This window comes from Pleurocapsa sp. PCC 7319, assembly GCF_000332195.1.
Classification (GTDB): Bacteria; Cyanobacteriota; Cyanobacteriia; order Cyanobacteriales; family Xenococcaceae; genus Waterburya.
Genome location: NZ_KB235922.1, coordinates 6,228,738 through 6,241,284 on the forward strand (window position 1 = coordinate 6,228,738; position 12,547 = coordinate 6,241,284).

At 38.0% G+C, this 12,547-nt stretch carries 13 protein-coding genes; 6 read left to right on the forward strand and 7 right to left on the reverse strand.

The features are described 5' to 3' along the window. Positions 1 to 4: 4 nt before the first annotated feature. Both PLEUR7319_RS37430 and PLEUR7319_RS0132320 read right to left on the reverse strand, forming a co-directional pair. On the reverse strand, positions 5 to 637 hold the full coding sequence (locus PLEUR7319_RS37430) for a hypothetical protein (protein WP_051044485.1): 633 nt from the start codon (positions 635 to 637) through the stop codon (positions 5 to 7). A 67-nt stretch (positions 638 to 704) separates the two neighbouring features. Continuing rightward, positions 705 to 1,460: a class I SAM-dependent methyltransferase gene (locus tag PLEUR7319_RS0132320; RefSeq protein WP_036801257.1), complete on the reverse strand. Its 756-nt coding sequence runs from the start codon at positions 1,458 to 1,460 to the stop codon at positions 705 to 707. An 84-nt stretch (positions 1,461 to 1,544) separates the two neighbouring features. On the opposite strand from PLEUR7319_RS0132320, the gene PLEUR7319_RS0132325 reads away from it, so the two are divergent. Together PLEUR7319_RS0132325 and PLEUR7319_RS43760 are read left to right on the forward strand one after the other, a co-directional pair. Beyond that, on the forward strand, positions 1,545 to 3,065 hold the full coding sequence (locus PLEUR7319_RS0132325; protein WP_019509395.1) for a folate/biopterin family MFS transporter: 1,521 nt from the start codon (positions 1,545 to 1,547) through the stop codon (positions 3,063 to 3,065). Positions 3,066 to 3,257: 192 nt separating this feature from the next. Further along, complete coding sequence (locus PLEUR7319_RS43760; RefSeq protein WP_019507211.1) at positions 3,258 to 3,440, forward strand: hypothetical protein; 183 nt, start codon at positions 3,258 to 3,260, stop codon at positions 3,438 to 3,440. Positions 3,441 to 3,613: 173 nt separating this feature from the next. On the opposite strand, the gene PLEUR7319_RS0132335 is transcribed toward PLEUR7319_RS43760, so the two are convergent. Both PLEUR7319_RS0132335 and PLEUR7319_RS41540 read right to left on the reverse strand, forming a co-directional pair. Continuing rightward, positions 3,614 to 4,456, reverse strand: coding sequence for a Tab2/Atab2 family RNA-binding protein (locus tag PLEUR7319_RS0132335; RefSeq protein ID WP_019509396.1), 843 nt, complete (start codon positions 4,454 to 4,456; stop codon positions 3,614 to 3,616). A gap of 77 nt (positions 4,457 to 4,533) precedes the next feature. Then, positions 4,534 to 4,671 carry a hypothetical protein gene (locus tag PLEUR7319_RS41540; RefSeq protein ID WP_158441903.1) on the reverse strand — a complete coding sequence of 46 codons (138 nt, stop codon included), beginning with the start codon at positions 4,669 to 4,671 and terminating at the stop codon, positions 4,534 to 4,536. A 109-nt stretch (positions 4,672 to 4,780) separates the two neighbouring features. On the opposite strand from PLEUR7319_RS41540, the gene PLEUR7319_RS0132345 reads away from it, so the two are divergent. Further along, a complete protein-coding gene (locus tag PLEUR7319_RS0132345) occupies positions 4,781 to 4,999 on the forward strand; it encodes a hypothetical protein (protein ID WP_019509398.1) in 219 nt (72 codons plus the stop codon). A 205-nt stretch (positions 5,000 to 5,204) separates the two neighbouring features. Beyond that, positions 5,205 to 6,533: a site-specific DNA-methyltransferase gene (locus PLEUR7319_RS0132350; protein ID WP_019509399.1), complete on the forward strand. Its 1,329-nt coding sequence runs from the start codon at positions 5,205 to 5,207 to the stop codon at positions 6,531 to 6,533. Positions 6,534 to 6,610: 77 nt separating this feature from the next. On the opposite strand, the gene PLEUR7319_RS0132355 is transcribed toward PLEUR7319_RS0132350, so the two are convergent. Next, positions 6,611 to 7,504 carry a hypothetical protein gene (locus PLEUR7319_RS0132355; RefSeq protein ID WP_019509400.1) on the reverse strand — a complete coding sequence of 298 codons (894 nt, stop codon included), beginning with the start codon at positions 7,502 to 7,504 and terminating at the stop codon, positions 6,611 to 6,613. 490 nt (positions 7,505 to 7,994) lie between these two features. Between PLEUR7319_RS0132355 and PLEUR7319_RS43265 the strand changes: the two genes are divergently transcribed. Further along, positions 7,995 to 8,126 carry a hypothetical protein gene (locus PLEUR7319_RS43265; protein WP_256380654.1) on the forward strand — a complete coding sequence of 44 codons (132 nt, stop codon included), beginning with the start codon at positions 7,995 to 7,997 and terminating at the stop codon, positions 8,124 to 8,126. 167 nt (positions 8,127 to 8,293) lie between these two features. Here PLEUR7319_RS43265 and PLEUR7319_RS0132360 read toward each other — a convergent pair whose 3' ends face one another. Continuing rightward, positions 8,294 to 9,742, reverse strand: coding sequence for a 2-succinylbenzoate--CoA ligase (locus PLEUR7319_RS0132360; RefSeq protein ID WP_019509401.1), 1,449 nt, complete (start codon positions 9,740 to 9,742; stop codon positions 8,294 to 8,296). Positions 9,743 to 10,173: 431 nt separating this feature from the next. Continuing rightward, complete coding sequence (locus PLEUR7319_RS0132365) at positions 10,174 to 11,283, reverse strand: S-(hydroxymethyl)glutathione dehydrogenase/class III alcohol dehydrogenase (RefSeq protein WP_019509402.1); 1,110 nt, start codon at positions 11,281 to 11,283, stop codon at positions 10,174 to 10,176. 179 nt (positions 11,284 to 11,462) lie between these two features. On the opposite strand from PLEUR7319_RS0132365, the gene egtD reads away from it, so the two are divergent. Beyond that, on the forward strand, positions 11,463 to 12,488 hold the full coding sequence (egtD, locus tag PLEUR7319_RS0132370) for an L-histidine N(alpha)-methyltransferase (protein WP_019509403.1): 1,026 nt from the start codon (positions 11,463 to 11,465) through the stop codon (positions 12,486 to 12,488). Positions 12,489 to 12,547 lie beyond the last annotated feature (59 nt).

Genomic DNA, 12,547 nt, shown 5'->3' on the forward strand with positions numbered 1-12,547 from the left:
TGATTTAGGGTTTTTTTCTTCTTCGCGTTTTTCGCCGAAGTCTCTCCAATTCGTCTTCAACCTCATTATTATGAAGTTGCTTATTTTTGGTGGTTGACTGAGTTGTCTTAAGTCCAGATTTATCGGATGAAGTTTCACGACCAATAATCCGCAAGTAGCCGAGATAAGCCAAACCAAATACACTGGCGATCAAGATAATAAAATACCCAAATGGCAGGAAAGAAAAGAAAATTAAGCGTATTTTGCTCAAAATTCCTGATAAGAGGAGGTAAGCAACTGCTATCATTCCTAATCCCTGAGCAACTCGATAAACAGGTAGTTGACTTAAAGGCAACCTTTGTCGAGCAAGCCATAAAGATACTCCCACATAATATAGAGGAGCTAACAATAATAAAATGTCACCTTCCTGAACCACTTGCGACCAACCACCCGTATTAGTCGCATACAATAGATATCCGATTTCTCCCAGCAAGCTTACTAAAGCTAATCCCAAATTGAAATTGAGCACAAAAGGTTCTTCCCTTCGTCCAGGAACAGCCACACAAATAAGCCAACTAAGCCAAGGAGCTATCACTATCAGTCCCACGACTATTGCTCGGTGTTTAAGCAAAAAGAGAAATAGCGTTTGCAGAGTCATAAAAATATGAGAAATTAGAGGTCTTAAATCTAGTATTCCCTCTGAAGATGGCAGAAGATGACACGCCCTATTTTCTAAACACTAAAAAATGTTGTTCTGGTAAAAATTCTTTAGTTTCTTGCCACTTTAACCCCACTGCTTTTAGCTCTTTTTTGACTTGCTTTTGCGTCATTTTATGAAGAGGTTTGATCATAATCATGGGGTTTTCCTTACGATATTCCAACAAAACTACTCTTCCTCCAGGTTTGAGAGCTTGGAAGATCCCCTCCATCATTTCTCTGGGATAAGCAAATTCATGATAGGCATCTGCCATAAAAGCTAAATCGATACTATCTGCGGGTAAGTTGGGATTATCTTTCTCGCCTAAAACAGTTTCAACATTAGGGATGTTATTGTCTTCTTTTAGGAAAGCGATCGCATCTAACATTTCTGGTTGAATATCGACAGCATAAACTTTGCCCTCAGGTACTTTGGTAGCCATCCGAAAACTAAAATAGCCAGTCCCCGCGCCAATATCTGCCACCACATCATCGGGTTTTAAGTCTAACTTCTCTACTGTTGTAGCTGGTTGTTCTTCGGTTTCTCTACTTGGTCTTTCGAGCCACATCATTGCCTGATGTCCCATTACCTGGGCAATTTCTCGATTCATATAGTACTTACCAATACCGTCGGGGTTATGAATCGCTTTTTCACGGTAATAGGGTTTTAGGTTATCTTGGGCTAGGACAACAGGAGTATAAGTAAAGTTGATGCAGATTAGGGCGATCGCCATTATGGAAAGTGATGCGCCAATTAGATATTTTCGATTAATTTTCAGATTCATATCAAAGTTCAGTCTCAAAGCAGAAGATTTTTGTAATAAAGATTGCTTATTATTTAATATAGTTATAAAACTTAAACAAAATACATGATTGCTCATTCTTTTGAGTTTAAAGGCTTAAAAAAATTCATACAAGACAAAATTCTCTTTGGTAATCAACCAACCCCCGAATTATTTGCCATCCTTACTGTATATTTCGTTCAGGGAATCTTGGGTTTAGCTCGCTTGGCAGTCAGCTTTTTCCTCAAAGATAGTCTCGGTTTAACTCCAGCCGAAGTAGCGGCTTTGACTGGTATTTCTTCCCTACCTTGGATCATTAAACCATTATTTGGCTTTATGTCCGATGGATTGCCTATTTTGGGCTATCGACGACGACCATATCTAATCTTGTCGGGATTACTGGGTAGTGTATCTTGGCTGGCACTGGCTACTTTGGTTAATAGTGCCTGGACAGCCACGCTAGTAATTCTGATAACTTCTCTTTCTGTTGCCATTAGTGACGTAATTGTCGATTCTTTAATTGTGGAGAGAGCTAGAGAGGAGTCCCTGGCTCAAGCAGGTTCATTACAGTCTTTGTCTTGGGGATTTTCTGCTTTAGGCGGATTGATAACTGCTTATTTTAGTGGTTTATTATTAGAGCATTTAAGCAGCAATCAAGTATTTGAAATCACTGCTACTTTTCCATTAATTGTTTCAGCAGTAGCTTGGCTAATTACCGAAGAAAAAATTACTACTACTGACCAACGGTCACAGCAGGCCCCGTCGTCTCACGGCGGGGTAATCTGTGACTCTAATGACTCTAAGTCTCAAAGCTCTTCTGTTAAAGGACAAATCAAACAATTGTGGGCGGCAGTCAAGCAGAAACAAGTGTGGCTACCGATCGCTTTTTTGTTTACCTGGCAAGCTACTCCCACAGCCGATTCAGCATTTTTCTTCTTTAGCACCAATGAACTAGGGTTTGAACCCGAATTTCTCGGTAGAGTCAGACTGGTTACTAGCTTGGCGTCTTTAATTGGTATTTACCTGTTTCAACGTTATTTAAAAACTGTTCCGTTTCGGCAAATTTTAGGCTGGAGTACGGTAATTGCGGCGGCTCTAGGAATGACAACTCTACTATTGGTTACTCATACCAATAGAGCTTTAGGTATTGACGATCATTGGTTTAGTTTAGGAGATAGTCTGATCCTCACCGTTGTAGGACAAATTACTTGGATGCCTGTGTTGGTATTATCGGCTCGACTTTGCCCCAAGGGAGTTGAAGCGACGTTGTTTGCTTTATTGATGTCTATTTGGAATTTATCAGGCTTGCTATCTCATGAATTGGGAGCATTACTCACTTCTTGGCTGGGGGTTACTGAAAATAATTTTGATAAGCTGTGGTTATTGGTAACTATTACCAATCTTTCTACTCTGCTTCCCTTACCCTTTTTAGGCTGGTTGCCCGCAGGAGATCCCCAAGAGGAAGCAGTCAACGAGTTGGCTCCTGCCGAAGCTCCACTTCATAGCTCAGGTGCCTTAATTGAAGCAAATATCATGCCTGATTTAGTTCCCGAATTTGTTATTAACTCCAATCCCAACAATAAGACCGATCAGCAATCCCTCTCCTAATAGACGCTTGATGTGAAATAAGTAGATCCACTTTATTAAACATGGAATGGTTAAGATCGGGGTTAGGTGATAGGGGTTAGGGATTAGGGAGAATCATCTTCAATTTTTTTACCAAAAAGCTCTAAGCTCTAAGCCAATAGCTCTAAGCTCTAAAGTTTACGCTTTGTAAACGGCTAACAGTGAGACAGTTCGTTGGCGGTGAAGCAGGGCGTTGGCGGGGTTCCCCCGCTTGAAGCCACTGCTGAACCCTTTAGGGGGTACGATGCGGCCATACGCCTGGCCTTTGTCCCGCTTAAAGAAACTGTCGAACCCGAAGGGCTTATAGCTATTGGGTTTAATGCCCCCAGCAAACAAAGTTTGGTGGTCTTCAATTAGGAGGGGTTAAAGCCCCTTCTAATTGGCTTATAGCTTATAGCTTATAGCTTATAGCTTATAGCTTATAGCTTATAGCTTATAGCTGCGGCTTTGCCGCTTTACTGTTCTATTAGACGTTTTATTAGGTGGAGCTACTTAGCTAGATAAAATTAGTTAGAAAGGGCGAAACACTTTTAAGCTTTTAATAACCAAAAAGCTGTGTAGGTCATTCCAGAATCATCTGGTTGAATTAACAAAAAATGTAATCCCTTGGCTACTTGTTTTTTCTGTTCATAATCTTGAGCTACTCTAGTAGCTTGTTCTGATTCAAAGGTATTAAATACCCAACGATCTACTAAGCCAGTTTCTAAAATAAAGCCTCCAGATTTTCCGACTTCAGTAGGAATATAGTTAATATATGCCGGGTTCTCTTGCTCAATCCAACGAGCAATCTGCATTGTTTTACGACCACCATAAACTACTATGCCCGGAATCATAATATTATGAGCGATACCTAAATTAAGGGGCAAAAATGATTCAGGTAAATGACAAATAGGAATCGGGCGATCGCGAAACAAATCAACAATTTGTCCCGCAGCTATATTGGCAATTTGCCATTGATCTCCCCAAATATTCTCAGGTAAAGCCTGTGGTGGTGGCTGATCTAAGGCGAGGGGATTATGGTTAGGAAACTGTTGGTTATATTTCTCAGTTAATACTTGTTTTAAAACTTCGGTATTTCTGGTAGCTTCAACTTCAATACCTAACTTTTCGGCGACAACAGTTAATAAGCCCAGTGATTGAGGACGAAAAATTTGAATTTTGTCGGGTAATTGTCCTTTTGCTACTGACAATATTTGTTGTTCTAACCATTGGGGATTGGCATTTGCTGAAGAACATTGTGCTGTATAAACTAGTTTTTCTGGGTGATTGTCTGATGCCAAGGTAGGAGACTCACAAATAATCAATTCCCATTGTCTCTGTTGGTCTTCTGATTGAGAGGGAAGATGATAAAAATCAGCTTGCCATATATGCATAAAAGAGGCTGTAAAGTCAGTAATGGACAGTGTCTTTTATTTTAAAGGAATTACTGATTATCTCGTAGCAACGCCATCTAGACCATCTGAAAGATGGATTCTGCCACAGCAAGATATAGTTTTGGATTATCAATAGATGCCAATTGCTCGAATATTTCTGCTGTTAAGTTAGGGTTTTGCAACACCAAACTAGCGATCGCAGGGTTTTTAGCCAATCTGACAAGGATTTTCTCAGAACTATTGGATGAAGTGCTGCTAACTGCTGTATCTTCGGATGAGAATCGAATCTTGAGCTAGCGTATCTAGTACATCACTATCGAGCGAATGAGAAAGCCTTTGCGAGCTATTTGGCGGTCTTTTGCCATTTCTTTGATTAATTCCATTGGCAAATCGTGGCGCAAAGCTACTGCTTATTTTACACCTGGTTCGGCATCAAAAGCTAATTGCTTTAGAATATTTAGATCTGTATATAGGATTATTGGCGATCGCCAACCTGATTTTTTTTCCTTATTTCTCTGTTTCGAGGAGCGTAAAAGCCTTTAAGTTCTTTGGTTTCGTTATAGGCATCGGGATGTGCTTCGGCAAAAGTTCCGCATTATTAAATGCGTGGGTAGCTTTTGGTTACCGTTTATGTTACGTTTACCAAAGCGTATTTTTATATATATAATAATAGCTTTAGTTCTAATCTGGCTATAAAACGACAATTATTAAACTATAATATAGCAATCTGGTTACCAAAAACAAGAAAATGGCTACAGGCATTACAAAACATGAGCAGCTTTCAGAAGATGCGATCTCAGCATCAGATTTTTATGAGGAGCCAATTCCACTTCCGAAAAAAAACGAAATAGCTACACTAACCTATTCAGGAAAATCTTCTTTAGATGAGATTTTTTGTGATGTTCCACGTAAATTTTTAAGAATTGAATCGTCCTTAAATACAAAGCTTGAGACTATTCCCACAAATTCGTTTGTTTTAGATGATAATATTTTTGTTCTTAATGAGCTAATAAGACTTAATAAAAAAACTACGCTTTTCTATCTCGATCCTCCATATGGAACTGGTCATGATTTCCAATGTAGAAAGTTAAAGCACGCATACAAAGATAATATGGGGCAAGCTGAATATCTTGAATTCATGCGACGACGTTTAATTCTTATGCGCGAATGTTTGAAAGACAATGGCTCAATATATGTCCACATTGGTCATCAAATGCTAGCTCATTTAAAAGTCGTGATGGATGAAATATTTGGAGGTAATAATTTCCGTAATCTAATCACAAGAAGAAAGTGTAGTAGTAAAAACTTTACTCGTAATCAGTATGCAAATCTCAATGACTATATTCTTTTCTATACAAAAACGAGTTCCTATGTGTGGAATCAGCCAGGAGTAGTGCCAGAAAAAGAATGGATTGAAAAAGAATATCCAAAAAAAGATGAATTTGGAAGAAGGTTTAAGCTTGTGCCAGTACATGCACCAGGAACTCGCAATGGTGAAACTGGTAAAGCATGGCGTGGAAAGCTGCCCCCCCCAGGAAAACATTGGCAATATACACCATCTAAACTAGATGAATTAGATCGAGAAGGAGATATTCATTGGTCTCGTAATGGAAATCCTCGACGTAAAGTGTACTGGAATTCTGACAAAAAAAGACCCCTAACTGACTATTGGGAGCAATACCGTGATGCACATCATCAGAGTATTAAAATTACAGGTTATCCAACAGAAAAAAATTTTGAAATGCTCAAAATGATAGTTAGTGCTAGTTCCGATCCAGGAGATTTAGTTATCGATCCTTTCTGTGGTTCAGGTACAACAATACACGCAGCTAGGGAACTTGGACGAAAGTATATTGGAATTGATGCTTCATTTAGTGCTGCAAAAGCCACCTTACATCGTATGAGGTATGGTCTTAAACCTATGGGAGACTATGTAAATAAAAAGAAAAAATCTAAGGCTACGCAGTTACCTCTTGAGTATTCTAATCACAATAATGAAGAATGTCTTTTTATAGTTGATAGTAAACTTTGGGAAGAATATCAAAATGAAATTGAAAAAATTACGTTCTCGCCATGACAATTATACAAGGAATGAAAAAACGAAGTGAAAGAGGTAATTATCACTTGGAACGTTTTATATTTAATTCCGCCTAGCTACTTATAGGACTCTAGCCATTGGGATGTTATACGCTTCTCTGCAAGCTTGAGAGTAACTACACGGACACGTCCATTCCATTGTCCGTCTAAATCACAAGCTTCTTTCCAGGTATCGGAATGCATGAGACCTGGACCATCTGAAAGAAAGACAAGTTTCAGTTGTGTCGAAGTAAAGCCGTCAAATTGTTTAGCTTTTTCAACCTTGTTTGCATTACCTCCAGTTCGATCATCTGACTGAGCACCTCCACGAGTAGAATCATATCGAGCAAATCCGACTGCTAAAATTTCTTCATCCGTAATGCGCTTAATAACAAAGTCGCAAGGATATGATTGTTTAAAATCTGGATAAAGCTCAGAAAGTTCGATATCGCGCCCTGCCCCTCGTGGTCCTTCGATGCTATAGCGATCACGAAAATGCTCCTCAAACCAGTCGAAGAAAGATTCAGTAAGTTGATATCCTAGTTGTCCCCTTGTGTCGTATTCTCCTACTAAAGCAGCTAAAGCATACTTATATTCCATTGGTAAGTCAGAGAATTGATTTTTTAGTTTCGCGATCGGTTTAAAAGTATTTCCATAGGTCTCAATTAGCGTCTCGGTCTTAATCTTCTTTATTTTCTTCGTTGTCTCAGTATCTAACACTGGAGAAACACAGCGTCGATACATCTTCAAAAGAGCCATTCTCTCTTGAGCTGGACGCTTTGAAGAGCGAATACGCTCAAGAACTTCTGCGCTTGATTGAGAATCCTTTATTAGAGTACAAAAAATATCTATAGCATTACCATATTTGTCTGTTAACACTTGAAGAACTTCTGGAAATCGAATTGTACTGTCTATAGGTGTTATTACTTTACTAATATCTGTAATTTGGCTAAGAAATTTATGTTCGCTCATTTAAGCTACGCTTACGCTTTTTATCTTACTTGAGGTTAATCTATACAGGTCGCAGCGTAAGCTAAACATAGGAAAATGACAAGCGAATAAAACAATCTGACATATTAGGGAATGAAGTCTAAATCTTTCCCAAAACTCAGCGATCGCTCTCCCGTCTGAAATATTTGAAAGCTATCCCTCTTTTGTCACTTTCCGAGATTTCCTATTAATAAAAAATTCTCAAAAGCAACGATATCAATTCGTTGAGCCGTTTGTAATTACATTTTCGTCATTTGGTCGCCCGAACAAATTTGTACTAAGAAATAACTAAGCGATCGTTGAACAGACAAGGGTTACAGAATTTAGAAATGACAAAAGTTTTCGGAGAGTGACAAAAGAGGGGTGAACAATTTTGACAGTCAAAATAAGATAAAATGCTTTTACTAAGTAAGTTGAGCATTACTCTATATAGCGATTGCGCTCCGCGCACCAGCAAAGCTGATCGCCGGCGATGAAAGAAACTACTCCCACAGCTATGCCTCCCTGTTTCGATAGATGGTGCAAAAAGTTTGATGATTTACTAAGAACAAAGGCACAAAAAAGAGAGTGCGGAATGCACCGTGCTGCGTCAACTCGGATTTAATCCAGAGAATAATAGTGATAATGATACGTAGTATGTAGGAATATTGCGTACCACCTTTAATTTTTAGTTAACTTTATTCTCCCTTGTTTGGTTTTTCTTTTACTCCCAAATTAATTTATTATTTTCGCTCAATTTGAGATGTGTTTGCCCTGCCCTGAAGCTATGCCTTAGGGCTTATCGCGCTTGACGGGGCTGATTACTGCGATCGCTTTAACTAGTTGGTAATTTATTTTGCCTCGATCATTGCGTGGTAGACTGTTTACCTTAATCCATTTTTTGGGTTGCTTATATTTAGCTAATTGCAACTGTATTTTTTGCTTGATTAGATCTAAATCATGCTCTGAGTTCAGTGGAACATAGATAGCTGTAACTACCTGTCCCCATTGTCGATCGGGTAAACCAATTACACAAACATCTCTAATTAGTTGGGTTGACCAAATAGCAGCTTCGACTTCTGTGGGAAAAACATTTTCGCCTCCTGTAATAATTTTCTGGCTATCTCTACCTACCAGATATAAATAGCCATTTTCGTCTAAATAACCCAAATCATCAGTCACCAAAGATTGAGATTGATTTAATAGCCGGGGATAATATCCCAGGCAAAGAGAGGTCGAACTAATTCTAATTAAACCTGTCTTGTTATCTGGAAAGGAGTTGGTTCCAGACTGAATTTCAACTCGGGCGTGAGGTAAAATTTGACCACTACTGTTATTACCTGCTAAAAATTCGTTGGGTTTAAGTGTCACTACCCCAGAAGCAGTTTCCGTCATTCCATAAGTCGGCGCGAGAGGAATTTGAGATCTTCTAGCGAGTTCTAATAGCGATCGCGATGCTGGCGCGCCACCCAGCAAAACTGTTTTAAATTGCTTTAGCCATTCAGGGATAGTTTTCAGTAGAAATTGCAGTTGAGTAGGAACTAAAGAAATAAAATATTCTTGTTTATGTAAAGTAATTGGTTCAGTTTTAATCACTTTATAGGGGCAGATAATTAAATTGCCTTGAGTTGAAAATGAACGCATAAACTGCATTAAACCACTGACATGATAGAGAGGTAAGATGCAGCAAGAATTAATTGTGTGACAACCAAAATAATTCTGAAACCCAGTTACAGAGGCAGTTAAAGTTGACCAAGTATGCATGGTAAATCGAATTTTACCTGAAGTTCCTCCAGTGGGAATCATAATACAAGATTGCTCGGGTAAATCATATTTTTGGCTGGCTAAACTATTAACTGATGCTTTTGTTTTGATAATTAAATCTTTGGTTACTCGATCAGCAAATACTAAATCAGGTGAGACTAAACTTAATACTTGTTGCCATTCCTGCTGTTGCCAATGGCGATCGCAGAGAAATAAATCTATATCCGCTATTACTGCTGCTAAAAAAGTCGCTAAAAATTTAATTGGATGTGATTCAACAATTACAACTTTTAACTTTCTTTGATGCTTAGTCGTTAATGATTGTATCTGCTTTAATCTAGTTTGAGTTAGCTTATATAACTCTTGACTACTATTATTTTGAATCAGTAGATTGCTCTTATCTACTTGTTCGTCATAGTTTTCTAACCAGTTTCTTTGAGTAGATTTTTTTAATTGCGTTAATAAATCAGGTTTCATTCCCTATATCCGAAGTTAAGAGCTATGAATATCTATGGGGATATCTATATTTTTCTCAATCAATAGTATTAATATGCTTGATTTAACTACGAACAAATAACCATTAAATCCATATAAACACTGACAAATAAGAACTTCCAGATGCAAATATTTCTGTAAAAAAACTAATGGCAAACTTTAAACTCTAGCTCAAAATTGAGTTGTACTTTTAACTTATTTATACGATGTTTGAGCGAGCCGCTATTTTTTCAGCCATCTTTGTTTTTATTTGCTTTGGTATTATCGGACTAAAGTATTTTGATGCTGTTAAATCGAAGAACCAAGTAAGTACTTTATCAATATTTAGATATTACTAGCCCAATAAAACAACTACTAATTTTTATTAACTAGCAACTAGCTTTAATATTCTATTGTGTATGCTTCAGAACCTTCTAAAAGGTCACTACACTCCTAATAGACTCGCCTTTATGCATTAAATCAAAAGCATCATTAATTTGCTCTAAGGGCATTGTATGGGTAACTAAATCATCAATATTAATTTTTCCTTCCATATACCAATCAACAATTTTAGGTACATCTGTACGACCTCTGGCACCACCAAAAGCACTCCCTTGCCAGACTCTTCCTGTAACTAGTTGAAATGGACGAGTACTAATTTCTTCTCCTGCGCCAGCGACCCCGATTACTGTACTTACACCCCAACCTTTGTGACAACATTCTAGAGCTTGTCGCATCACCTGCACATTTCCAATACATTCAAAGCTATAGTCAGCACCACCATCAGTTAATTCCACTAAATAGGCAACTAAATCTCCATCAATCTCTTTTGGGTTGACGAAATCCGTCATCCCATAATGCTCTGCTAGTTGACGTTTATCGGGGTTAATATCTACACCGACAATTTTACTAGCACCAACCATTTTTGCTCCTTGGATCACGTTCAAGCCGATACCACCCAAACCAAATACGACTACATTGGCTCCTGGCTCAACCTTAGCTGTATTAATTACCGCACCTAAGCCGGTAGTTACCCCGCATCCAATCAAACATACTTTATCTAAAGGAGCATCATCACGAATCTTGGCTACAGCAATTTCTGGTAATACCGTATAGTTGGCGAAAGTGGATGTTCCCATATAGTGATAAAGCTGCTCTCCATTGAGGGAGAAACGACTTGTACCATTGGGCATCAGTCCTTTTCCTTGGGTAGCTCGAATTGCCTGACAGAGATTAGTTTTTTGGCTTAAACAGTACTTACATTGCCTACATTCAGGGGTATAGAGAGGAATAACTTTATCTCCTGGTTTAACACTAGTAACTCCTTCTCCTACCTCGGTAACAATTCCTGCTCCCTCGTGTCCTAGAATAGTAGGAAATAAACCCTCGGGGTCCGCACCTGAAAGAGTGTAAGCATCAGTATGGCAAACTCCTGTAGCTTTGATTTCTACTAAAACTTCCCCTTTGTTCGGTGCTTCTAATTGCACTGTTTCGATACTAAGAGGTTTACCTGAGCCAAAAGCTACTGCTGCTTTAACATCCATGCCCATTTGCTACTCAACTTGTTAACTATAGTTAAGGAAATTTTAGCTTATTAGAGATCGAGTCAGTATTGCGAGTTTTTCCTAAACTTTGCAGCGTGTAAATAAATAGTAAGTAATAATTTATTTTAGTTGCCGAATTTCCGGCAAAATCGTTGAAATTATCTAATTACAATAAACTGATGTCAACTTTTTCCCAGTCACCTAAGAATAACGCCAATAATCTTGAAGCAAGATTACAAATTGATTATTTATTAGATAATAAAACGATAGAAATAGAGGATAGGCAAGAAGTAATTAACGGTTTACAGCGAATACCAAAAACACTTCCTGCACGTTATTTTTATGATAGTAAAGGTTCCCAGCTATTTGAGCAAATTTGTCAGTTGCCAGAATATTATCCTACTCGTACTGAGGCTGGTATTTTAGAACAATATGCTGTCGAAATTGTAAATCAGACTAAGGCAGAAGAACTGATTGAATTGGGCAGTGGAAGTTCAAGTAAAACCCGCATTTTGTTAGATGCCTACCAACGTTTAAATAGGATTTTATATTATACTCCTGTTGATGTTAGTGACAGTATTTTAAAAGCAAGTGCTTACAATTTACTAGCTGATTATGAAAATTTAAAAATAGATGGAAAAGTTGCTACTTATAGTCAAGCACTGCAACAGTTGCAGAATTCGTTTCTTGGCACAAGAATGATTATTTTTTTAGGTAGTAGTATTGGTAATTTTGATAACTCAGAATGCGATCGCCTGATTGAGCAAGTTACCGCAGCTTTAAATCCTGGAGATTATTTTCTACTAGGTATTGATCTCCAAAAACCTTTGGAAATACTAAATGCAGCTTATAACGATGCCCAAGGGGTGACTGCTGCTTTTAATCTTAATATGTTGCAACATCTTAATCATCGTTTTCAAGGAAACTTTGATTTGTCATTATTTAAACATCAGGCTATTTATAACCAAATTGACAATCAAATTGAAATGTATTTGATCAGTCAGCAAACTCAATCTGTGACCTTAGAAAAACTTAATTTAACTATCGATTTAGCTGAAGGAGAGGCTATTTTAACTGAGATTTCTCGTAAATTTAATCTGGAGCAAATGGGGTCATATTTAGGCGATCGCCATTTAAAGCTAATTCAATCCTATACCGACCCTCAACAATGGTTTGGTTTATTGTTATGCCAAAAATCTAATTAACTAGATCCTCTCCACGGAAGTAGGAAGTAATCAGTAAAAGTGCTACTCATTACTCATTA

Coding starts and splice junctions, on each gene's coding strand:
- egtD (WP_019509403.1), top strand. CDS start 11,463: ATGTCAACTTTTTCCCAGTCACCTAAGAATAACGCCAATAATCTTGAA.
- PLEUR7319_RS0132320 (WP_036801257.1), bottom strand. CDS start 1,460: ATGAATCTGAAAATTAATCGAAAATATCTAATTGGCGCATCACTTTCC.
- PLEUR7319_RS0132335 (WP_019509396.1), bottom strand. CDS start 4,456: ATGCATATATGGCAAGCTGATTTTTATCATCTTCCCTCTCAATCAGAA.
- PLEUR7319_RS0132355 (WP_019509400.1), bottom strand. CDS start 7,504: ATGAGCGAACATAAATTTCTTAGCCAAATTACAGATATTAGTAAAGTA.
- PLEUR7319_RS0132350 (WP_019509399.1), top strand. CDS start 5,205: ATGGCTACAGGCATTACAAAACATGAGCAGCTTTCAGAAGATGCGATC.
- PLEUR7319_RS0132345 (WP_019509398.1), top strand. CDS start 4,781: ATGAGAAAGCCTTTGCGAGCTATTTGGCGGTCTTTTGCCATTTCTTTG.
- PLEUR7319_RS0132365 (WP_019509402.1), bottom strand. CDS start 11,283: ATGGATGTTAAAGCAGCAGTAGCTTTTGGCTCAGGTAAACCTCTTAGT.
- PLEUR7319_RS0132325 (WP_019509395.1), top strand. CDS start 1,545: ATGATTGCTCATTCTTTTGAGTTTAAAGGCTTAAAAAAATTCATACAA.
- PLEUR7319_RS37430 (WP_051044485.1), bottom strand. CDS start 637: ATGACTCTGCAAACGCTATTTCTCTTTTTGCTTAAACACCGAGCAATA.
- PLEUR7319_RS43265 (WP_256380654.1), top strand. CDS start 7,995: ATGAAAGAAACTACTCCCACAGCTATGCCTCCCTGTTTCGATAGATGG.
- PLEUR7319_RS0132360 (WP_019509401.1), bottom strand. CDS start 9,742: ATGAAACCTGATTTATTAACGCAATTAAAAAAATCTACTCAAAGAAAC.